Here is an 18,742-nt window from a genome sequence, read left to right as displayed (position 1 = left end):
GTCAGCTGCTCGCAGGCGTAGCAGGATCTACCCGAGCAATCCTGAAGATGGCCACAGTCCCCAACAACGGCGACGGGCCGCCGGTAAGGGGGTAGTTGTCCTTCGTCGCGGAGTAGAGGGCGAGCCGCTTCTCTGCCAGCTCGTCCAGGATGGCAGTGATGCTTCGCTGCGCATCCCGTACCGAGGAACGTGAGAACTCGATGTCTCCTGAGATGTCGCTCCAGTCCCGGAGGCTCTGAACGGCGCTGTCTATGAGGTCCTGCTCCTCGTCGGTGCAGTCGTCTGGCTCCTCATGCGGCAACCATCCAAGGCAGCCGGAGAGGATCGGCCAGAGATCACGACCCGTCTTCATATGGCTGAGGAAGACGACCTCGAACTCTGGCTCGTCCACCGTGATGACGTCAATGATCGTGTCGACCTGCGCCCGCTTGAGCTTGCTGATCTCATCGGCAAGCGTCTTGAGTCCCCACACCTCGATGGTGACGCCCGGATACAAGGGGCGAAGCTCGTTGTCGATGAACTGGTCGACCTCGCCCGGCAGCGTGTCGTTGGTGAGGAAGCGCCACACCCTCACGTCCCGGTGCTCCTGGAGGCAGCCCTCCAAGTCACCGCGGATCTTCATCTTGGTCTTGTCGATCCGCTCGCCGCGCGTGGCGTGCGCCGCGAAGAACACGCGGGCCTTGGGGCAGTAGCCATCGTTCTTGGTGTCACCCTTCGGTCCCGCCGCCCGCACGGGTTGGTAGTCACCGGGGTACAGCTCCAGGCCGAGCCGATCCATGCAGTCCTGGAAGACGTTGCCCTCAAGCCGGAGGAGCTGACCCTCCACGAGCTTCCGCAGTGAGTTGTGATCCACGGCAGCCATTACCGCACGGCGCGCACGTCCGGCGCAGCTAGGTTGGGCGGATCAAGTGGTCACGGCCGGCGCGTGGTTGGTCGGAGCGATCTACTATCCCGCGGACTCGACGGCGCTACGCCGCGAAGACCTCGACGCTCAACGTCTTTTCGCTGAAGTTGACCAGGTAAAGAACCAACTCGTACTCGTTGTAGGTTGCACCGGAGCGGATCAGTTGTGGGGTAACCGCCTCAGAGTAATGGTCTGGCGTTACCTGAATCGAGAAGCCTTCTGGCGGGTTGCTCAAGGTGAAGCTGCCGAGCGGGACGCGTCCGTGCCCTTTCGGCCTTATCTCAATCTCCTCAACAGTTCGTGCGTGATCCGGCGTCTCTGACAGTAGGAGCCGGGAGGCGTCGGTTTCTTTTCGAGGTGTCGGAACTGGTTTAGCGTCTGTCATCTTCCATCTTTCTTTGACTTTAAGGGTGGAATATTTCAAAGGGAGCGCAATTGGTGTATATTATGTGTAGGTAATGGCGCTTAGCTTGATACTCCACTTTATCTGTTTTAGGGCGTATAATTGCCTTAGTGACGTAAACAGCAACACCCTGCTGTCTGTGGGTAGCAAAAGCGCTATGCTGCTTTCTATGTTACAGACTTTCCATGAAGCATGCAATATTAAATAATTGAATACACGGCCAATATGTTACATTTCAAAAATCGCGAACTTGCCGAAAAATACCACGTGTCTCCAAAGACCGTCTCTAATTGGATTGATTTAGCCAAAAGCGGCAAGGCCGACTTGATGCTCGTCCAGAAGGGGAAATACTCCTATGTGGCGGACACGCAAGAGAATGATACGGTTTTAAAACTGCTCGCAGCGAAGGGCAAGAAGTACCGCAACACGGCGTACTTCAAAGAAGTGAGTCCTCGCCCAGGGTTCTACGACATCTATAGCGACCGCCAGATACTCGACATCATCACGAACCTGAGCGTCCATGGCGAGGTTCCGCTTCCCTCGGTGAGACTTGCCTGCAAGAGGGTAAACCAGTACAACTATCTGCAAGACGGAGCGAAGCACTGGGAAGACCGGATGGCGCGGTTTGAATCCGAAAGCGTCACGAATAGCCTGGCGGGTACTTCAACTGTCGCTTCGGTGAAGTCACGAGGCAGACTACCTACGCTGGCCCTTTGAGCCAGGTTGGGCCACTGCCTCCGGCACGGACCACACATCCATGATCCGGCCCAATTGCAACGAGAAGGGTTCTTGCAGGCCATTCGGCCACCTTCCAATCTCTCAGCGTGTCGCTACGCAAGAGATAGTGCTGCTCACCTTTTCAGATGAGGGACAAGAGTTCGCTTCAAGTCCAAGAGCTATTTATTACACGACAGCCTCTTTTCGTGAAGACGTAGAATTTACAACTATAAGTTTCAATGGAGGTGGAGAAAGAAAAACCCCCGTTCTGACATACCTGGCCAGGACGGGGGTTTCCGCCATCGGACCACCTGAGCGACCAAGTGGGAGGCGGAGCTTAGATGCGGCACGGGTGCCGCCACTTCATCAATTTATGACATACTTCGAGTGTTTTGCATAGCGCATAATTTACAACGCCACCATATGAAGAACCCCGCCCCGATGACCCATGCAGGTCACCAGGACGGGGTGTTCTACCGGCCGCTACTCGGCACGGATGACCCTTGCGCCCCTCACCGCCGCGAACGTCTCCTCGTGGATGATCGCGTAGTTATACGCCTCGAACCAGTCGGTGAACGTAATCGCCTTACGCGACCACGGGCCGTTCGGGTGGTGCAGAAACTCCACGCCGTACGTCTCGGTGTCGAGGAGCAGTTCGATCAACTGCGAGGGAACCGACTTGGTGAACCCGCGTTTATCCGGCGCACCCGTGAGGATAGCGTCCCCGCTAATGTACGCCTGGCCGCGGAGGCCCTTGGCGTGCTGCCATAGCAGAACGGTTGCGCGGTGGTTGAACGGCAAGGACCAAAGCATCGCCTCGTCGTTGGCGAGGATCGAGGCCGGCGGCTCGTCGAGGTTGAACGCCTCGAACGTGCCGCCAACCATCTCCTGAATGACCTTCTCGTTTTCCGCGTCGAACTCAACCCGCTGGATGGGTTGCTCTTCGGCGCAGGGCAACAGGATGCCAGTTATCACGGAACCACTTACTTTCCGACCGTGGGACTCTGGTCTGAGGTGACGGTCGTTTCACCCCAGATGTGAACCTCACGGTTAAGTTGTTAAGCCCCGTCCCGATGACCCTTTCGGGCCACCAGGACGGGGGATTTCCGCGCCGCCGGGAGCGGTGGCGACTGCGGAGACTAGGGGTTTAGCTGCCGTTACCGACGCGGGTTCCGGGCAGGCGGCCACGAGTGCCGCGCGCTTCCTTGAGAACCTGGGGCATGTTCTCGGCGGCCTTGTTGAACTCCTCCAGCGGGACGTACATGTCCTGCTTGGTGTTGTCGGGCATCGTGACTTCGAGAATCACGAGGGTGTCACTGATGTCCGTGAACGCCTTGAGTTCGGGAACCAGCACATCCAGTGCCTTCGGCTGGTCGATGTCCGGGTGCTGCCGAACAACGACCTGTGCGAACTGCTTGTCGGTGCCCTGCTTGCCACTGAGGTCTGAAACCTTCTGGCTGACAATCGCCATTTCTGCTCCACTCGTTGGGTTGGTGCTTGGCCGGGGCTTGTTCCTCGGCCGTACTTCTATTACGCCAAAATCATCTGGTGGAGCGCTTGGCAAGTTTGGCTGGTGACGGTTGGTGACGGTTGATTTATAATTAAGGGCAGAGAAACATTCATGAAACCCAAGCAACTGAGTACACAAGCACTAGACGAGCAGCGGCAAGCCAGCAAGGTTGAGCCTATTCAAGTCCGTGCGGGCACAAAAAAATCCAGCCCTGCCGCAGTGACAACACAGGAAGAGAAGGGGAACCAAAAGAAAAGTCCCGCCCTCGTGAGAGAGCGGGACTGGACAGCGGAGCAGCTTGCTCGCGCCCCGAAGCTAACGAAGAGCCGTTTATCTAAGGTGCGTCAACTTCTAATTGGCTGACGCCACACAACCGTCACGCGATTCTCGTTGTACGTCGTCTGGCGACCCTTCTGGCGCACACCTTCGGCTGGTGCGATGACGATTGCATCGAAGAGTTCATCAAGGATCGCTTGCTTCCGGTCAAGCGGCAGCGTAGGCCACTCCTCGGCGGCCGAGGTGACTTGCTTCGCTTTCCGCACATGCTGCGCTACCTGGGAGCGTAGTTTTTTCTGTTCGTCTTCAAGCTCCTTGATTGACGGAAACACAATCGAACCCGACATCTCACCGGCCCGGTACGCCGCCATGAGTTCGGCTATTTTCGTGGTCACCTCGTCAAGGCGTGCCGTATCAGGAGCGCCGTCGGACTCAGGCGCTTCGATCGGTTGATCGAGATATGCAAGCACCAGATCTGTGATCTGTTGATCCAGCCGGGGGCCTGAGATGCCGAGCCCCGCGCACCCGCCTGCATCTTTGGACTGGCAGTTGTACGTGAAGTACCGGTCGCCTTTGGGTGCACGCACCAGTTTTGAACCACAGCGACCACACCGCAGGACGCGACTCAAGAGTGCCCGGGTAGGCCGACGACGGTCAGGCTTTGACTTGAGAAGTTCACACAGTGCTTCCCAGGTTGGGATGTCGATCAGCCCGCCATCAGCTCGCTTGATGTACTGGCCGTCTTCATCGAGAAGCACTTCTCTCTTGTACACGGCTAGGCCAGCGATGCCGGGTGCGATCAGGATACGGCGCACGGTCTCGCCAGTGACCCGACCACCCCGCGCAGTCGTGATGCCCTTGGTACGCCACTCTTCCGCGATAGCCGTGGGACGGATGCCCGCGAATACATCCGCGATGGCCTTGTGGGTGATTACGGCCTTATCTTCATTGATCGAGCCGTCCTGGTTGCGGTAGAACGCCGGGTAGTTGCTGAAGACATTGCCCTTCAGCGCCTCGTCCCGGTAGAAGTTGGTCACGCGCTTCACGGTCTTCGCGCTGGAGTGGTTGGCGATGTTCACCAACATGCGAGCGACCATCTGGCCGTCTTCGTCCGTCAGGTCGATGCTCATCGAGGGGAGCCAGAGATCTGGCTTTACACGACCCTCTTTGAAGTACGCGTGGCAGTACGCCTTGATTACGCGTTCAAGGTCGGAGGGCTGACGGAAGATGCGGTCGAGATCCCAACCGGCGATGCCATCATTCCGACCGGCGGTGAAGTCTTGAAGCCAGGGTTCAAATCCCTCGTCACGGATGACCTCTGGCTTATACGCGGACTTGTCATTGTCTATGTACTCGGGAGTTGCCGTTCCGCCGCGCGAGTCGATGAGTGGCAGTACAGTGCGAAGCTGCCGGTCAAGACCGGGAGCACGCTCCTCATCCGTATCCGAGATACGGGCGTACGGGGCAACCATTATGGAGTTTATGTCCGCTTTCATCTGCTATGCCCTTATTATACTACGTTGGGCATAGTTTCCAGAGCTTTGAGCGGTCTCAACGCGCACTGGACGCTGGAGACGATGGCCGGGGAGTTCGGCCGGCTCCGCGAGGCCGCGTCCGGTCCCGGCGGGGATCCGGGCGCGGGGCCCGGCGAGGACTCCGGCACGAAGTCAGGCGAGGACTCCGGCAAGGCGTCGGGCGGGGATCGCGGGGTCAGCCGATCAGCGTGACGTCGGCCATCGTCGCGTAGAGCCTGACCGGTTCGTCGGGGGCGGACTCCGTCATGCCCAGGGCGACCGTGCGGCCGTCCACCTGCCAGCCGTACAGGGCTGGGACGGAGCCCATGCGGGCGAGGAGCGGGCCGGGTATGCCGTAGAAGACCCGCGGGTCCCCCCAGCGCAGGGCGAGGACCTCGATCACGGCCTGGACCTCCGCGGCGTACTCCTCGAGGGTCCGCAGTACTTCGGCCGGGTCGGCGTCGAGCAGGGAGGGGCTCTCCGCGAGCAGGGCGAGGTGGAAGCCCGGCCCGCCGTCCCCGTCGGGGAAGGGCCGGGCGCGCAGCTTGTCGATCTCGGCGACGTGCCGGGCGGTGCTCATGCCGTCAGTAAACAGCGCGGGTCTGACAATTGGTGTGCCGTCAGGCGTCCCTCCTGCGCAGGCAGTGCCATCCGGCCAGCAGGGCCGCCGCCGCCCAGGCGGCCGTCACCGCAAGGCCCTGCCAGGGGCCCAGCGGGCCCTCTGGGTGCTGGTGGACGACGAGTTGACCGGCCCGGTCGGGGAGGTACGGCGCCACTCCCCCGGCCACGTCCCCGATGACGAAGGAGACGATGAGGACCAGGGGCACGAGGATGCTCAGCACGGCGACCCCGCTGCGCAGCACCATGGCGAGCCCCGCCGCGAACAGCGCCATCAGCGCGAGGTAGACGCCGCTGCCGAGGGCGGAACGCAGGCCGCCGGGGTCCGTGAGGCCGATGCCGTGCTCCCGCAGCAGTGCCTGGCCGGTCAGGAACGTGACCGGGCCCGTGACCAGTCCGACGGCGAGTGCGAGCCCGCCGATCGCCGCGGTCTTGGCGGCGAAGAAGCGGCCCCGGCGCGGTACGGCGGTCAGGGAGAGGCGGATCCCGCCGCCCGAGTACTCGGAGGTGACGGCCAGCGTGCCGAAGGTGATCGCCGCGATCTGACCGAAATTGAGCCCGTAGTAGGAGAACAGCACCGGATCGAAGTCCGGGTTGTCAGCCTCGGCGGTGCCGAGGGCGGCGCACACCGCCGCGGTGATGCCCGCCGTGGCGAGAAGGACGGCGGCCAGCGCGCCTGCCGGCGAGCGCGTCGCCCTGATCTTGATCAGCTCTGCGCGGAGGGCGGGGATCATGGGATGCTCCCGTGGTCGGCGGTGGTGGCGAACTCGCTCTCCGCATCGGTCAGTTCGAGGTAGGCCTGTTCCAGGGAGGCGCGCTCGTCGGCGAGTTCGAGCAGCGGTACGCGGGCGTTCGCGGCCAGGGCGCCGAGGTCCTCGGCGCGGGCGCCGTCGACCGTCCACCGGTCGTCCGGCGCCGGCAGCAGTTCGTAGCCCTCGTCGCGCAGGGCGGTGCGCAGCCGTTCGGGTTCGCTGGTGCGCAGCCGTACGCGCGGCCGGCTGCGGGAATCGATGAAGTCGCGCATCGGGGTGTCGGCGAGGAGCCTGCCGCGGCCCAGCACCACCAAGTGGTCCGCGGTGTCCGCCATTTCCGCCATCAGATGGCTGGAGACGAGGACCGTGCGGCCCTCGCGGGCGAGTGCGCGCAGCAGTTCGCGGATCCACACGATCCCTTCGGGATCGAGTCCGTTGGCGGGTTCGTCCAGCATCAGCACCGGCGGGTCGCCCAGCAGCGCGCCCGCGATGCCGAGGCGCTGCCGCATGCCGAGGGAGAAGGTCCTGACGCGGCGCCGGGCCGCGCTCGCGATGCCGGTGCGTTCCAGCACCTCGTCCACCCGGCGGTCCGGGACGCGGCCGGCGGCGGCCAGGGTCCGCAGGTGGTCGCGGGCGGTGCGGGAGCCGTGTGCGGCACCGGCGTCGAGCAGGGCACCGACGTGCCGCAGCGGTTCGTCGAGGGTGACGAAGGGGCGGCCGCCGAGCGTGGCGGTGCCCGAGGTGGGCCGGTCGAGTCCGAGGACGATGCGCATGGTCGTGGACTTCCCGGCGCCGTTGGGGCCGAGGAAGCCGGTGACGCGGCCCGGCTCGACGGTGAAGGTGACGCCGTCCAGGGCGCGGGTGCGGCCGTACTCCTTGGTCAGCGAACGGATCTCGATGCTGGTCATGACGCTCAGCCTGGTCCGGGTGCCGGGCGCGGCGCCTCCCCCGCGGGAGGGGACCGTCTCCCCCGCCCGGGGGAGCCGCGGCGGGCCGGCGGGCTGGCACGATGACGGCATGTCCGCCCTGCTGAGGCCGCTGGGCCGCACGGTCACGTACACCCGCTGGCTGCATCTGTGGATCGGCGTGGTGATCGTCGGGATTTGGCGATACATCGACTCGGAGATGCTCTGGGTCCCCGCGCTGCTCGTCGGGGCGGCCGGGCTGGTGCCGGCGGTGCGGACCGCGGAAGGGCTCCAGGCCCGGCATCTGCTGTTCGCCGCCGGTGACACGGAGCGCGAGAGCGCCGTCGTTGCGTCGCGGTCCGCCTCCTGGGGCGACCGGGGCCGGGTCGTGCTGTGGATGGAACTGCGCCTCCTGCTCGGAACCGCGGTGGCGGCCGCCACCGTCCAGTTGCCCGGCACGTCGGAGCAGTTGATCAGGAAGGCTCTCGCCGGGGGCGCCGCGCAGGAAGGGTGGCTGGTGCCGGTCGCCGGGCAGTACTGGTGGTACCTGCCCCTCGCGCCGCTGCCGCTGCTCGCGCTGTACGCCCTCGTGGTCGGCGCGGGTGAGTTGATCACGGCCGCCGCCCGGCTGCTGCTCGGTCCCTCGGCGGCCGAGCGGACGGCGGCGCTCGAGGAGCGTACGGAGCTGCTGCTGGAGCGGAACCGGATCGCCCGCGAGCTGCACGACTCCATCGGGCACGCGCTGACCGTGGCCGTCGTACAGGCGGGCGCCGCCCGGGCGGCGGGAGATCCGGTGTTCACCGAGCGGGCCCTCGGAGCCATCGAGGAGACCGGCCGGGCGGCGCTGGAGGATCTGGAGCGCGTCCTGGTGGTGCTGCGCGAGGAGAGGCGGCCGGTCTCACAGCGCCCCGTACTCGCGGACGCGGACCGGTTGCTGGAGTCGGCGCGGGACTCCGGGGCCGAGGTGAGCGCGGAGGTGTCGGGGCCGCTGGTGCGGGTGCCGGGCCCGATCTCCCGGGAGGGCTACCGGATCGTGCAGGAGTCGCTCACCAACGCCCTGCGGCACGCGGGCCCCGTCCCCGTACGGCTGCGGATCGCCGTGTCGGACGGGTGGCTGGCGCTTGACGTGAGCAACCCGCTTTCCGGGCCGCCCTCGACCGCGCCGGCCGGAGGCGGCGGGCTGCGCGGGATCCGGGAACGGGCCGCGCTGCTCGGCGGCAGGGCGGAGACGGGCCCGGCGGACGGTGAGTGGAGGGTCCGGGTGAGGCTGCCGCTGGACGGCCTAGGCTGATCATGTGCCGATCACCGTTCTCCTCGTCGACGACGAGCCGCTCGTACGCGCCGGTCTGCGGGCCGTGCTGGAGGCGCAGCCCGACATCGAGGTGACCGGGGAGGCCGCCGACGGAGCGGCGGTCGTCCCGCTGGTGCGGCGGCTGCGGCCGGACGTGGTAGCCATGGACGTACGGATGCCGCTGCTCGACGGGATCGAGGCGACGCGCGCGGTGCTCGGATCCGTGGACCCGCCGCCGAAGATCCTCGTCATCACGACCTTCGAGAACGACGAGTACGTCTACCGGGCGCTGCGCGCGGGGGCGGACGGCTTCCTGCTGAAGCGCTCCAGGCCCGCCGAGTTCGTGCACGCGGTGCGGCTGGTGGCGGAGGGCGAGTCGCTGCTGTTCCCGGCCGCCGTGCGGTCACTGGCCGCCGAGCACGCCGACCGGGAGTACGGCGATCCCGCGGCCCGGCGCGCCATGGAGCGGGCGGCGCTGACCGAGCGCGAGGCGGCGGTGCTGCGGCTGATGACGCGCGGGATGTCCAACGCGGAGATCGCGGCGGTGCTGTTCGTGGGGACGGAGACCGTGAAGACGCATGTGAGCGCGGTCCTGGCGAAGCTGGGGGCGCGGGACAGGACCCAGGCGGTGATCGCGGCGTACGAGTCGGGCTTCGTCTCGCCGGGGTGACGGCGGTACTCGCACGCCGGGTAACGGCCGTTCCCATCACGCACGCCGGGCGACGGCCGTTACCGTCACACCGGGCGGACGGCCGTTCCCGTCGTACCGGGGCGAGGGCGGTGGCCGTCCCGCACCTCGGCCGTCCCTCACCCCGGCCCCGTCTCGCCCCGGTTCACCCTCACCCGGTCCGGGGCGGGGACGTGACTCTGGACCAGAACTCGTCGCTCGCCTCCATGGAGCCGCGCGAGAAGGCCTCGTAGCCCTTGCGGACGAGCTCCGCGTGCGGGTGTTCAGCCATCATGACCGCCGCCTCTCCAGCTCTGGGAGTCGGCTCCTGAGAGTCGGCGACATTCGGCTGATATCTATACTTTTCCACCACCTGTGTGCGCCGGCCTCCGGCGACCTGTCGCTCGCCGCACCCGGCGGCACCGGCTACCATCCGCCACACAGGCACGGGCGGTGAGGGGAGCGACGTTGGGGCCGTTGACCGGCGGGGATCCCTCTCTGCTGCGGCGGATCAACTCCGCGGTGGTGCTGCACGCGCTGCGCGGCCCCAAGGTGGCGACCCTCACCGATCTGACCCGGCTGACAGGGCTGTCCAGGCCCACCGTGGAGGGGGTCGTCGACGACCTCATCCAGGCCGGACTGGTGGTCGAGGCGGAGGCCGAGAACGGCGGGACACGCCGCCAGGGAAGGCCCGCCCGCCGGTTCCGCTTCCGCGCCGAGGCGGGTCACCTGCTGGGCGTCGAGATAGGCGCCCACCGGGTCGCGGCACTGCTGTGCGACCTCGACGGCCGGGTGAAGGGCGCCGCCTCCCGCGCGGTGTCCGAGACGGCCTCGGCGGACGAGCGGCTGGAGCGGGTGCGGGCGGCGGTGAGCGAGCTGCTGCGGCGTACCGGCGTCCCGCGCAGCGGTCTGCGGGCCGTGGGGGTGGGCAGCCCCGGGATCGTGGAGGCCGACGGCACGGTGCGGCTGTGCACGGCGCTGCCGGGCTGGACGGGCCTGGCCCTGGGAGAACGGCTGCGACGCTCGTTCCGCTGCCCCGTGCTGGTCGAGAACGACGCCAACACGGCGGCCGTCGCCGAGCACTGGAAGGGCGCGGCAGCCGACTCCGACGACGTGGTGTTCGTCCTCGCCGGTCTGAGCCCGGGCGCCGGTTCGCTGATCGGCGGGCGGCTGCACCGGGGCTTCGGCGGCGCGGCGGGCGAGATCGGCGCGCTGCACCTGCTGGGCCGCGAGGCGACGCCCGAGGCGCTGCTGTCCACGACGGGCGAGCCGCTGCACCCGCTGGACGAGGGCGCGGTGGCGGAGGTGTTCGCGCTGGCCAGAGCCGGGGACCGGCGGGCTCGGGAGGCCATGGACCGGTTCATACGCCGCCTGGTGCACGATGTGGCGGCGCTGGTGCTGGCACTCGACCCCGAACTGGTCGTCGTCGGCGGCTGGGCGGCCGGGCTCGACGGCGTACTGGACCCGTTGCGGCGGGAGCTGGCGCGGTACTGCCTGCGGCCGCCGCGGGTGGCGCTGTCGCTGCTGGGCGAGGCGGCGGTGGCGACCGGGGCGCTCAGGCTGGCGCTCGACCATGTCGAGGAGCAGCTCTTCGCGGTGGAGCGTACGGTGACGGCCCGCCGCTGACCGGCCGGCGGGCCGCCGTCCGCACATGAGGCGCGGTGGAGGACCGAGGATCGGCGGACCCTCAGGAGGTCCGCCGCCTCTCAGGAGGCCTGCCGCTCCTCGTCGTGGTGGATCGCGAGGTCGCCGGAGGCGTCGAAGGTGAGCCGGCAGGTGTCGGCGCGGTAGGTGGCGACGGAGACGGCCGCGGTGGCACCGCTCGCCGTGAAGTAGCGCGTGGTGACGACGAGTACGGGTGCTCCCGGGAGGCGGTCGAGTTCCCTGGCGTCCTCGGCGCGGGCGGAGCCGAGCTCCACCGCGCGGTCCTGGCCGTCGAGTTCGAGGTGCTGGAGTTCGCGCAGCACCGCGCGGGCACGGGCGGCGCCGGCGCCCGCGGCGATCCCGGGCAGCGCGGGCACGGACGCGGCCGGGACGTGCAGGAGTTCGGCGGCGACGGCCTGGCCGTGGGCGACGAGGCTGCGGCGCACGATGTGCACGGCCTCCTCGGGCCCGGTGCCGAGGAGGCGGGCGACGGCGGCGGACGGCGCGCTCTCCGTGCAGTCGACCGGCTGCCAGGGGTCTCCGGCCGCGCCGGGCCAGGCCTGCTCGGCGGTGCCGACCGCGACACCCATCCGCGGAGGTGCGACCGTCGTACCGACGCCGCGCCTGCGCTGGAGGCGACCTTCGAGTTCGAGCTGTTCGAGGGCCTGACGGAGCGTCGCGCGGGCCACGCCGAAGCGGGCGGCGAGCTCACGCTCGTTCGGAAGGATCTCCCCCACGGCGAACTCCGAGTCGAGCGCCTCGCTGAGCACGGTCTTGAGATGCCAGTACTTCGGCTCCGGCACCGTTTCCAGTTGCCTGGTCCCCACCCTGATCCTCCGCGATGGCCGTATCCCCGGCGGCACTGCCGCGCCCTTGTCCGTGCAGCTGTTCATGCAGGCCCTGTTTGTGCAGCCCTTGTTTATGCTGCCCTTGTTTATTAAAGGTTCCTGCACTATGCCGCGACCATAGGACGGGCCGGTTACTTGGTCAAGACCAATCCTGGGCCGGTTACGCTCCGGAGTTAAGTCCTGTCGTCATGTGTTCACAAGGTGTTGGTGAGCCATGGCGAATCCCCCGCGCCACGCATGGCGCGGGGGCGTGCACGGCTGCGACTACAGCCCGGTGAGCCCGGTGAGTTTGTCGGGGTTGCGGACGATGTAGACCGTCCGGATCCTGCCGTCGGCGATGGCCAGCTGGAATACGGAGTCCGGCTTGCCCGCGGACCGCAGGAGCAGCCCCGGACCGCCGTTGACCTCAATGAACTCCAGCTCCTGGTCCGGGACTTCCTGCTGGGCGATGGCCACCAGGAAACGGCCGATCTTGTCCGCGCCCTCGATGACGCGCAGTGGCGCCTTGGCCTTGCCACCGCTGTCGCCGACCAGGCGGGCGTCCGGGGCGAGCAGTCCCAGGAGCCCTTCGAGGTCACCCCCGGCAGCCGCGGCGAGGAACCGCTCGGTGAAGTCCCGCTGCTGGACGGGGTCCACCTCGTAACGGGACTTGCGCTCCTCGACATGGCGCCGCGCACGCCCGGCGAGCTGCCGCACCGCCGCCTCGCTCCGGTCGAGCGTCACGGCGATCTCGGCGTAGGGGAAGCCGAAGGCCTCGCGGAGCACGAAGACGGCGCGCTCCAGCGGCGAGAGCGATTCGAGCACGACGAGGAGGGCGAGCGAGACCGACTCGGCGAGCACGGCCCGCTCCGCCGTGTCGGGCACCGTGCTGCCGTAGTCGGTCACGATCGGTTCCGGCAGCCAGGGCCCGACGTAGGACTCGCGCCGCGCACTGGCCAGCCGCAGCCGGTCGATGGCGAGGCGGGTGGTGATGCGCACGAGGTAGGCACGGGGCTCACGGACCTCGCCGCGGTCCTCGGCCGACCAGCGCAGCCACGCCTCCTGCACCACGTCCTCGGCGTCGGCGACCCGGCCGAGCATGCGGTAGGCGACACCGGTCAGGACAGGACGGTGCGCTTCGAAGACGTCGGTCGAGGTGTCGGTCGCCACGCCCCCATCCCAGCCGAAGGACAAGGGTCCTGTCCAGGCGGAATCACCGGACCACGACCGCCCCTTGAACTGGAAGCTACCCATAGGTAATTGTTGCTGACAGCGCGTCTACAGCCGCCGCAGCGAGCGACAACGCCGTGCCACGACGAGGAGTTGCCACATGACCGCCGAGGTCTCCTTCCCGATCCGGTCCGCCCTGGGGACCCGGACGGTCACCGTCTCCTACGAACGCCGAGGCTCGGGCGAGCCCCTGCTGCTCCTGCACGGCATAGGCCACCACCGTCAGGCGTGGGACCCGGTCATCGGGATCCTGGCCACCGAGCGGGACGTCATCGCCGTCGACCTGCCCGGCTTCGGGCGGTCCCCCGCACTCCCCGACGGGCTGCCGTACGACCTCAGGACCGTCGTTCCGGCCCTCGCCTCGCTCTGCGAGAGGCTGGGCGTCGACCGCCCCCACGTGGCGGGCAATTCCCTCGGTGGGCTGATCGCGCTCGATCTCGGCCGGGAGAAACTCGTACGTTCGGTGACGGCGCTGTCCCCGGCCGGGTTCTGGACCGAGGCCGAGTGGCGCTACGCCGTCGGGACGCTCCGGGCGATGCGGCAGGGGGCACGGCTGATGCCGCTGCCGCTGATCGAGCGGCTGTCCCGTTCCGCCGCCGGCCGGGCCGCGCTGACCAGCACGATCTACGCCCGGCCCGGCAGGCGCCCGGCCGAGGCGGTCGTCGCCGAGACCCTCGCGCTGCGCGGTGCCACCGGATTCGAGGCGACGCTCGCCGCCGGGCGCGGGCTGCGGTTCACCGACGACGTGCCGGAGGTGCCGGTCAGCATCGCCTGGGGCACCAGGGACCGTCTGCTGCTGCGCAGGCAGGGGGTCAGGGCGAAGCGGATCATCCCGGGGGCGCGGCTGGTCCGGCTGCCCGGCTGCGGTCATGTGCCGATGAACGACGACCCCGCGCTCGTGGCCCGCGTCATCCTGGACACCGGCCGGCCGTAGGGCGCGCGGGGGAGCGGTACCGGGCGCGGCGGGGCGCCCCGGCGTACGGTTCGCCGGGCCCGGCAGCTTGGAACCCGGCGCTCCGGAGCCTCGTTCTCAGAGGACGGTTCGTGAGTCGATGTGCGTTTCGACGTGGGGTTGGGGCAGGGCTGCTGGTCGTGGGCCTTGGCCGGCTGCTGCCGCCTGGCGGAGTCGCCGGTGCCGGTCTCAGGGAGGAGGCCGAGCCTGGCGAGGCGTTTCGGCTTGGCGCGGGCGCCCTCGATGCTCTTGGGCAGCAGATCGCGGTCCATGGCTTCACAGACGTCGCGCGCCCGGAGTGAGCCGGCGGCTTGGTTGAGGACTGCGAGGATGCGAGGGTAGTCCGGGTGCTCGGGCAGGTCGGGTGAGGCGGCCTGGTTCTTCCAAACCGTGATCACCGGCTCGATCAACGACCACTGCTCGCCCGACAAGTCGCTCGGGTAGGGCTTGCGTTCACTCACCCCGCCACACCAACAGATCACCCGCTGCGGACCAGCGGATTCCACCCGCACCCACACCACCAAGCGACGACAGAACCGCCCAAAGGCTCATGAACCACCCTCCGAGGTGAAGGGGGTGCCGCAGTGTTCGAGGCCGGCGCCGGGCGACAGGGCGGTCAGGCAGGCGGCGCGGACGGCTCGGCCAGGGGCCAGGTACGCAGTGTGCCTACCGACGTGGATGCCGCAGCAGCCGACCGGGGCGGTTGCGGAGTCGGTGCCGTGGCCGCAGTGCGGCCGGTCCGGTGGAGTCAGGGGCCGACCGGGGCTTGCAGACGTCATGCCTCAAGGAGGGTCAGCGCGGCCGGGCAGTCACCCGTTGCTCCGCCTCGGAGGCGCCGTCAGAATCTTCGGTGCACCACTGAAGGACGCACTGAAATGAATCCTGTGCTACTGAGCCCTTCCGGGCAGTCCGACAGGGGTAATGCTCACGGCCCGTCAAACGCCTGACATCCTGGCAGGTTCCACGCCAGGATGAAAACGTGTCAGAAGCGATCTACGGTCTCATCGGCGCCTTGGGCGGAGCGGTCCTCGGCGGGGCAGCCACCCTCACCGCGCCCGTCTTCGCCGGCCGGCACACCCGGCGCCAGGAGCAACGCGTCCGCAGGGAAGTCGAGTTCGAGCGGATGATGGACCTGCGCCGTGCCACCCGCGATGTCCTGCTGATCCTCGACGACGGCCGGCAGGCCCTGTACCGCGGCGAGCCCGTCGACACCAGCGGGTTGCGGGAGGCGGTGATGAAGATGAGGGAAGCCGCGGACCGGTGTGAGGTGTACGGGCTGCGGTTCGAGCACTCCCGGAGCAGCGCGGAGACCGCTGGCGCCCGGGAGTGGACGCCAGGGACGGAAGCTCTGCGTGCTCTCGCCCAGTGGGCGTGGGTGACGGAGGAGTGCCTCGGCCGGGCCGCCGCAGCGGAGGGTGAGTCGCGCCGGAGGCACGCGCAGCAGGCAGAAGGGCACTACGAGTCGGCGGAGAATGCCCGGCGGCAGGTCCTCGGTGTCCTGATGGACCGTATGGAGGAGCTACGCGAGGAGATGCGAGCGCGGGAGCCCGCACGGGAGCAGTGAACGGTAGCCAAGCGGGGCGAGCGCGACGGCGGCGCACTCCTGTGTGTGCGTTGCGAGCATCACTTCACCTATCGGCGAGACGACGGCACGGCCCGGTCGCGGTCAGCCCGGGGTGTTCCAAGCAGTGGCCGTAGAAGTCCGCCCGGACAGCGGCGACCGCGCACAGTCGGCTGCCGGGAACGCAAGCGGCCGGCAGCCGGTCGAGGAAGGCGCCTCGTTCGGCCGCTTCCCGGCACAGGGTGAACAGCTCCTCGAACTGGTCCACGATCAGCCAGGTGCCCGCGTCCGCGTCCGGCACGGGGAGCAGGCGGGGCACGTGGGTGCGCACCGGGTGCTCGCCCGGCGTCAGGACGCGGATCGCCGCCGGGCGCAGGGCGGGGGCCATCACCTCTGCGTAGCCGGGGGATCAGCCCGCCGCGCAGCAGCGAGGGCTCGCCGCTGCCGTGACGGGCCGAACACGGTGGTGAAGCGGCGGTCGCAGGCCAGGTCCAGCAACCGGCCGGTCGGCTTCTCGCGGCCGAAGAACAGCTCGGCATCCACCGGCTCGAAGCGGGCCGAGCCGCGATAGGGGGCGGGACGGCGGCACCGCCCGGCGCGGCGGCCGCGGGGAGGAACGGTCAGGCGTTGGACCAGCCCCTGCGGCACAGCACCAGGCGGTAGCCGTCCGGGTCCTGCACGGTCACGCCCCACTGGTTCCAGTACGGATTGGGAGAGGTGACGCGCTTTCCGCCGTGCCGCTCCAGGCGCTCGACCAGTTCGTCGGGCACCGGCTCGTCGAGGTAGACGACCAGCAGGTCCTCGGCGGTGGGGCGGGGCTGGACGGGCTCGGCCGCCTCGTGGACGAGTTCGAGGTGCCAGGCGGCGTCGCGCCAGCCGACCATCAGCAGGTCGTGTTCGCCCGGCTCGTCGCCGCCCTCGGTTCGGAAGAGGACTTCGAGGCCCAGACCCCGGGTCCAGAAACGTTCCGCCGCGACGAGGTCGCGGGACGGGCGGGCGATGCGGATGTGGGACTGTCCGTCGGCGGGCATGCGGCTCCTTCTCCGTGCTGGTGCGCCTCCGGACGCGGCGGGGCCGCGCGACACCGCGGCCCGGGGCTCCGGGGGTTCATGTGTACGACCGTACGCCGCGTGGATCTTGTTACACGAGGGGGCCTTCCGACCTACTTCCCGGGACCGGTCCCGGCGTCCGTGGAGGGCACGGACCGGGGACGACCGGCGCGGACCGCGCGCGATTGGGCGCGTCCGGTTCCCCTCCGCAGGCGGCCGGCTGTTCACTCGTGGTTTGCGCGCACGCTGCGGCGCACCGGTAGTTGTGGGACCGCACCTCGGTCCGACCCCTCACTGGAGGCCATCCATGTCGCAGACCCCGCTCAGCAGCTCCTCCTGCGGACAGCCTCCCGGCCGCCGCTCCGTCCTGCGCGGTTCGCTCGCCGCCTCCGCCGCGCTGGCCCTTCCCACGGTCGGGGCGGCCGCCGCTCCCGCGCAGGCGCTGTCCGGGCGGCCGGGGGCGGCGTGGGGCGTGCAGGCCGGGGACGTGTCCACGAACTCCGGCCTGGTGTGGGTGCGTTCGGACCGCCCGGCCCGCATGATCGTGGAGACCTCGGCCACCGAGTCCTTCCGCAACGCCCGCAGATGGCACGGCCCGCTGCTCGGCCCGGGCACCGACTTCACGGGCACCACGCCGCTGCGCGGACTGCCCGCCGGCGAGCAGATCCACTACCGGGTCACGCTGGCCGACCCGGACGACCACCGGCGTACGGGCGAGCCGGTGCTCGGCACCTTCCGCACCGCGCCCGCCAGGCGGCGTTCCGGCGTGCGCTTCCTGTGGTCCGGCGACGTGGTGGGGCAGGGCTGGGGCATCAACCCGGACATCGGCGGTCTCTACGCCTACGAGGACATGCGCCGCCTGGACCCGGACTTCTTCCTGTGCAGCGGTGACTCGATCTACGCGGACGGGCCGCTGTCGCCGACCGTGACGCTGCCCGACGGCCGCGTGTGGCGGAACGTCACCACGGAGGAGAAGTCGAAGGTCGCGGAGACCCTCGCGGAGTACCGGGGCAACTTCCGCTACCCGCTGCTCGACGAGAACGTACGCCGGTTCAACGCGCAGGTCCCGACGATCGCGCAGTGGGACGACCACGAGGTGGTCAACAACTGGTACCCCGGCGAGATCCTCACCGACGCGCGCTACACCGTGAAGGACGTCGACACGCTGGCCGCCCGCGCCCGCCGGGCGTTCAGCGAGTACTACCCGGTCTCGACGCTGCCCGCCACGGGCGAGGAGGGCCGGATGCACCGCGTCGTCCGGCACGGCCCGCTGCTCGACGTGTTCGTGCTCGACATGCGCAGCCACCGCAACGCCAACTCGCCCGGCCGGCAGGCCGACGACACCACCGGCATCCTCGGCGCCGAGCAGCTGGCCTGGCTGAAGCGCGAACTGTCGAGGTCGCGGGCGGTGTGGAAGGTGCTCGCGGCCGACATGCCGCTCGGCCTGGTGGTGCCGGACGGTGCCACGGACATCGAGGCGATCGCGCAGGGCGACCCCGGGGCACCGCTGGGGCGCGAGCTGCAGATCGCCGAGCTGCTCCGGTTCGTCAAGCACCGCCGGATCACCGGCACGGTGTGGCTGACGGCCGACGTGCACTACACCTCGGCGCAGCACTACGACCCGTCGCGGGCCGCCTTCAAGGACTTCGCCCCGTTCTGGGAGTTCGTGTCGGGTCCGCTGGCGGCGGGCGGCTTCCCCGCGAACGCGCTGGACGGGACCTTCGGCCCGGACCGGGTGTTCGTCAAGGCCCCGACGAGGGCGAACGTCTCGCCGATGGAGACCCCGCAGTACTTCGGTGAGGTCGACATCGACGGCGGCAGCGGTGAGATGACCGTCAGGCTGCGGGCCACGGGCGGCGAGGTGCTGTTCACGAAGGTGCTCCAGCCGGGTCGGGTCGGCCAGTGACAGCGGGGCCCCGGGC

Annotated in this window: 21 protein-coding genes and 2 pseudogenes; 8 read left to right on the top strand and 15 right to left on the bottom strand. The window is 68.6% G+C overall.

Going from position 1 to position 18,742, the window contains the following annotated elements:
- Position 1: 1 nt before the first annotated feature.
- Both GUY61_RS04645 and GUY61_RS04640 read right to left on the bottom strand, forming a co-directional pair.
- Positions 2-853: a hypothetical protein gene (locus GUY61_RS04645; protein ID WP_313896509.1), complete on the bottom strand. Its 852-nt coding sequence runs from the start codon at positions 851-853 to the stop codon at positions 2-4.
- A 115-nt stretch (positions 854-968) separates the two neighbouring features.
- On the bottom strand, positions 969-1,289 hold the full coding sequence (locus GUY61_RS04640; protein ID WP_166628760.1) for a hypothetical protein: 321 nt from the start codon (positions 1,287-1,289) through the stop codon (positions 969-971).
- 243 nt (positions 1,290-1,532) lie between these two features.
- On the opposite strand from GUY61_RS04640, the gene GUY61_RS04635 reads away from it, so the two are divergent.
- Positions 1,533-2,024 carry a hypothetical protein gene (locus GUY61_RS04635; RefSeq protein ID WP_166628759.1) on the top strand — a complete coding sequence of 164 codons (492 nt, stop codon included), beginning with the start codon at positions 1,533-1,535 and terminating at the stop codon, positions 2,022-2,024.
- A 483-nt stretch (positions 2,025-2,507) separates the two neighbouring features.
- Here GUY61_RS04635 and GUY61_RS04630 read toward each other — a convergent pair whose 3' ends face one another.
- The 3 genes from GUY61_RS04630 to GUY61_RS04620 form a co-directional block, all read right to left on the bottom strand.
- Positions 2,508-2,999 carry a DUF3846 domain-containing protein gene (locus GUY61_RS04630; protein ID WP_166628758.1) on the bottom strand — a complete coding sequence of 164 codons (492 nt, stop codon included), beginning with the start codon at positions 2,997-2,999 and terminating at the stop codon, positions 2,508-2,510.
- 172 nt (positions 3,000-3,171) lie between these two features.
- Positions 3,172-3,495, bottom strand: coding sequence for a hypothetical protein (locus tag GUY61_RS04625; protein ID WP_166628757.1), 324 nt, complete (start codon positions 3,493-3,495; stop codon positions 3,172-3,174).
- A 383-nt stretch (positions 3,496-3,878) separates the two neighbouring features.
- Positions 3,879-5,306 (bottom strand): recombinase family protein, encoded by a 1,428-nt coding sequence (locus GUY61_RS04620; protein ID WP_166628756.1) that lies wholly within the window; start codon positions 5,304-5,306, stop codon positions 3,879-3,881.
- A gap of 48 nt (positions 5,307-5,354) precedes the next feature.
- On the opposite strand from GUY61_RS04620, the pseudogene GUY61_RS04615 reads away from it, so the two are divergent.
- Positions 5,355-5,429 (top strand): annotated as a pseudogene (locus GUY61_RS04615) (mismatch-specific DNA-glycosylase); the annotation flags it as partial.
- Positions 5,430-5,520: 91 nt separating this feature from the next.
- Here the strand turns inward: GUY61_RS04615 and GUY61_RS04610 are convergent.
- Genes GUY61_RS04610 through GUY61_RS04600 form a run of 3 tightly spaced genes read right to left on the bottom strand, consistent with a single transcriptional unit; the run spans position 5,521 to position 7,602 of the window.
- Positions 5,521-5,904 carry a hypothetical protein gene (locus tag GUY61_RS04610; protein ID WP_166628755.1) on the bottom strand — a complete coding sequence of 128 codons (384 nt, stop codon included), beginning with the start codon at positions 5,902-5,904 and terminating at the stop codon, positions 5,521-5,523.
- Between the two features lie 40 nt (positions 5,905-5,944).
- Complete coding sequence (locus GUY61_RS04605) at positions 5,945-6,676, bottom strand: ABC transporter permease subunit (RefSeq protein ID WP_166628754.1); 732 nt, start codon at positions 6,674-6,676, stop codon at positions 5,945-5,947.
- Positions 6,673-7,602, bottom strand: a complete 930-nt coding sequence (locus tag GUY61_RS04600) for an ABC transporter ATP-binding protein (protein ID WP_166628753.1) — start codon at positions 7,600-7,602, stop codon at positions 6,673-6,675. Before GUY61_RS04600 ends, GUY61_RS04605 begins: the two co-directional genes overlap by 4 nt.
- A 109-nt stretch (positions 7,603-7,711) precedes the next feature.
- Here GUY61_RS04600 and GUY61_RS04595 point away from each other — a divergent pair, with 109 nt between their 5' ends.
- Complete coding sequence (locus GUY61_RS04595; RefSeq protein ID WP_166628752.1) at positions 7,712-8,890, top strand: sensor histidine kinase; 1,179 nt, start codon at positions 7,712-7,714, stop codon at positions 8,888-8,890.
- 4 nt (positions 8,891-8,894) lie between these two features.
- On the top strand, positions 8,895-9,560 hold the full coding sequence (locus GUY61_RS04590; protein WP_166628751.1) for a response regulator transcription factor: 666 nt from the start codon (positions 8,895-8,897) through the stop codon (positions 9,558-9,560).
- Between the two features lie 169 nt (positions 9,561-9,729).
- Here GUY61_RS04590 and GUY61_RS41095 read toward each other — a convergent pair whose 3' ends face one another.
- A complete protein-coding gene (locus GUY61_RS41095; protein ID WP_279576762.1) occupies positions 9,730-9,852 on the bottom strand; it encodes a hypothetical protein in 123 nt (40 codons plus the stop codon).
- A gap of 173 nt (positions 9,853-10,025) precedes the next feature.
- Between GUY61_RS41095 and GUY61_RS04580 the strand changes: the two genes are divergently transcribed.
- Positions 10,026-11,183, top strand: a complete 1,158-nt coding sequence (locus GUY61_RS04580; protein ID WP_166628750.1) for an ROK family transcriptional regulator — start codon at positions 10,026-10,028, stop codon at positions 11,181-11,183.
- An 80-nt stretch (positions 11,184-11,263) separates the two neighbouring features.
- Here the strand turns inward: GUY61_RS04580 and GUY61_RS04575 are convergent, their stop codons facing one another.
- Positions 11,264-12,028, bottom strand: a complete 765-nt coding sequence (locus GUY61_RS04575; RefSeq protein WP_166628749.1) for a GntR family transcriptional regulator — start codon at positions 12,026-12,028, stop codon at positions 11,264-11,266.
- A 285-nt stretch (positions 12,029-12,313) separates the two neighbouring features.
- The gene (gene sigJ / locus GUY61_RS04570) at positions 12,314-13,198 is read right to left on the bottom strand and encodes an RNA polymerase sigma factor SigJ (protein ID WP_166628748.1); all 885 of its coding nucleotides are present in this window, start codon (positions 13,196-13,198) and stop codon (positions 12,314-12,316) included.
- Positions 13,199-13,358: 160 nt separating this feature from the next.
- Here sigJ and GUY61_RS04565 point away from each other — a divergent pair, with 160 nt between their 5' ends.
- Positions 13,359-14,192, top strand: a complete 834-nt coding sequence (locus tag GUY61_RS04565) for an alpha/beta fold hydrolase (RefSeq protein ID WP_166628747.1) — start codon at positions 13,359-13,361, stop codon at positions 14,190-14,192.
- Positions 14,193-14,587: 395 nt separating this feature from the next.
- Here the strand turns inward: GUY61_RS04565 and GUY61_RS41465 are convergent.
- Positions 14,588-14,671 (bottom strand): annotated as a pseudogene (locus GUY61_RS41465) (IS5/IS1182 family transposase); the annotation flags it as partial.
- Between the two features lie 518 nt (positions 14,672-15,189).
- Between GUY61_RS41465 and GUY61_RS04555 the strand changes: the two are divergent.
- Entirely contained in the window at positions 15,190-15,774 is a 585-nt protein-coding gene (locus GUY61_RS04555; protein WP_166628746.1) for a hypothetical protein, read from the top strand.
- 64 nt (positions 15,775-15,838) lie between these two features.
- Here the strand turns inward: GUY61_RS04555 and GUY61_RS04550 are convergent, their stop codons facing one another.
- From GUY61_RS04550 to GUY61_RS04545, 3 genes are all read right to left on the bottom strand, one after another.
- Positions 15,839-16,159: a hypothetical protein gene (locus tag GUY61_RS04550; protein ID WP_166628745.1), complete on the bottom strand. Its 321-nt coding sequence runs from the start codon at positions 16,157-16,159 to the stop codon at positions 15,839-15,841.
- Positions 16,159-16,314 (bottom strand): hypothetical protein, encoded by a 156-nt coding sequence (locus tag GUY61_RS41780; protein ID WP_398954226.1) that lies wholly within the window; start codon positions 16,312-16,314, stop codon positions 16,159-16,161. Before GUY61_RS41780 ends, GUY61_RS04550 begins: the two co-directional genes overlap by 1 nt.
- Positions 16,315-16,391: 77 nt before the next feature.
- Positions 16,392-16,802 (bottom strand): VOC family protein, encoded by a 411-nt coding sequence (locus tag GUY61_RS04545; RefSeq protein WP_166628744.1) that lies wholly within the window; start codon positions 16,800-16,802, stop codon positions 16,392-16,394.
- A 325-nt stretch (positions 16,803-17,127) separates the two neighbouring features.
- Here GUY61_RS04545 and GUY61_RS04540 point away from each other — a divergent pair, with 325 nt between their 5' ends.
- Entirely contained in the window at positions 17,128-18,726 is a 1,599-nt protein-coding gene (locus GUY61_RS04540) for an alkaline phosphatase (protein WP_166628743.1), read from the top strand.
- Positions 18,727-18,742: the final 16 nt, after the last annotated feature.

This window comes from Streptomyces sp. GC420 (assembly GCF_009916105.1).
Taxonomy (GTDB): Bacteria; Actinomycetota; Actinomycetes; order Streptomycetales; family Streptomycetaceae; genus Streptomyces.
This window is presented reverse-complemented; position numbering and strand designations above follow the sequence as displayed.

What these genes read in the sequence shown, in the direction of transcription:
- GUY61_RS04640 (WP_166628760.1), bottom strand. Translation starts at nt 1,289, where the DNA reads ATGACAGACGCTAAACCAGTTCCGACACCTCGAAAAGAAACCGACGCC.
- GUY61_RS04635 (WP_166628759.1), top strand. Translation starts at nt 1,533, where the DNA reads ATGTTACATTTCAAAAATCGCGAACTTGCCGAAAAATACCACGTGTCT.
- GUY61_RS04625 (WP_166628757.1), bottom strand. Translation starts at nt 3,495, where the DNA reads ATGGCGATTGTCAGCCAGAAGGTTTCAGACCTCAGTGGCAAGCAGGGC.
- GUY61_RS04620 (WP_166628756.1), bottom strand. Translation starts at nt 5,306, where the DNA reads ATGAAAGCGGACATAAACTCCATAATGGTTGCCCCGTACGCCCGTATC.
- GUY61_RS04610 (WP_166628755.1), bottom strand. Translation starts at nt 5,904, where the DNA reads ATGAGCACCGCCCGGCACGTCGCCGAGATCGACAAGCTGCGCGCCCGG.
- GUY61_RS04605 (WP_166628754.1), bottom strand. Translation starts at nt 6,676, where the DNA reads ATGATCCCCGCCCTCCGCGCAGAGCTGATCAAGATCAGGGCGACGCGC.
- GUY61_RS04600 (WP_166628753.1), bottom strand. Translation starts at nt 7,602, where the DNA reads ATGACCAGCATCGAGATCCGTTCGCTGACCAAGGAGTACGGCCGCACC.
- GUY61_RS04595 (WP_166628752.1), top strand. Translation starts at nt 7,712, where the DNA reads ATGTCCGCCCTGCTGAGGCCGCTGGGCCGCACGGTCACGTACACCCGC.
- GUY61_RS41095 (WP_279576762.1), bottom strand. Translation starts at nt 9,852, where the DNA reads ATGATGGCTGAACACCCGCACGCGGAGCTCGTCCGCAAGGGCTACGAG.
- GUY61_RS04565 (WP_166628747.1), top strand. Translation starts at nt 13,359, where the DNA reads ATGACCGCCGAGGTCTCCTTCCCGATCCGGTCCGCCCTGGGGACCCGG.
- GUY61_RS04550 (WP_166628745.1), bottom strand. Translation starts at nt 16,159, where the DNA reads ATGGCCCCCGCCCTGCGCCCGGCGGCGATCCGCGTCCTGACGCCGGGC.
- GUY61_RS04545 (WP_166628744.1), bottom strand. Translation starts at nt 16,802, where the DNA reads ATGCCCGCCGACGGACAGTCCCACATCCGCATCGCCCGCCCGTCCCGC.
- GUY61_RS04540 (WP_166628743.1), top strand. Translation starts at nt 17,128, where the DNA reads ATGTCGCAGACCCCGCTCAGCAGCTCCTCCTGCGGACAGCCTCCCGGC.